Source organism: Lactobacillus sp. UMNPBX19, from assembly GCF_002553805.1.
In the GTDB taxonomy this organism is placed as follows: Bacteria; Bacillota; Bacilli; order Lactobacillales; family Lactobacillaceae; genus Lactobacillus.
On sequence record NZ_PCYR01000148.1, the window covers coordinates 1 to 384 of the forward strand.

General features: G+C 40.4%; 2 protein-coding genes. Both read right to left on the reverse strand.

Going from position 1 to position 384, the window contains the following annotated elements; translation table 11 throughout:
- The coding region (locus CP370_RS09515) for a threonine/serine exporter family protein (RefSeq protein WP_143467911.1) at positions 1-186 on the reverse strand (186 nt) is incomplete at its 3' end.
- A partial coding sequence (locus CP370_RS09520; RefSeq protein ID WP_143467912.1) for a threonine/serine exporter family protein occupies positions 187-384 on the reverse strand: 198 nt, incomplete at its 5' end.

The following is a 384-nucleotide window of genomic DNA, read 5'->3' on the forward strand; positions in this document are numbered from 1 at the left end:
GGTTAGCGCCGCCAAAAAATTTTGTAAAATGATATTGCCGGTTACTTGAACGGTCAGTAAATAAACTGTCCAACCACAAGCACCAGTCACACCAGCTAGAAATAAGACACGTCGGGGCACATTAGTAATAATGCCGAAACCGACTGTTGATAGAAAACTGAAAATAAATCCTAAGACAAGTTCCACTTATAGGCCTCCCGTCATTATATGGGCAATAAAGCTACCGACAATGGCACCAATTCCAATTGAACCAGCAATCATAATTGCATCCACACCACGAACAAGACCAGATAAAATGTCACGATCAATAATTTCTCGTAATGAATTTGTTAATGGTACACCTGGCACTAACGGCATCAGCGAACTAATCATAATATTAGCAGC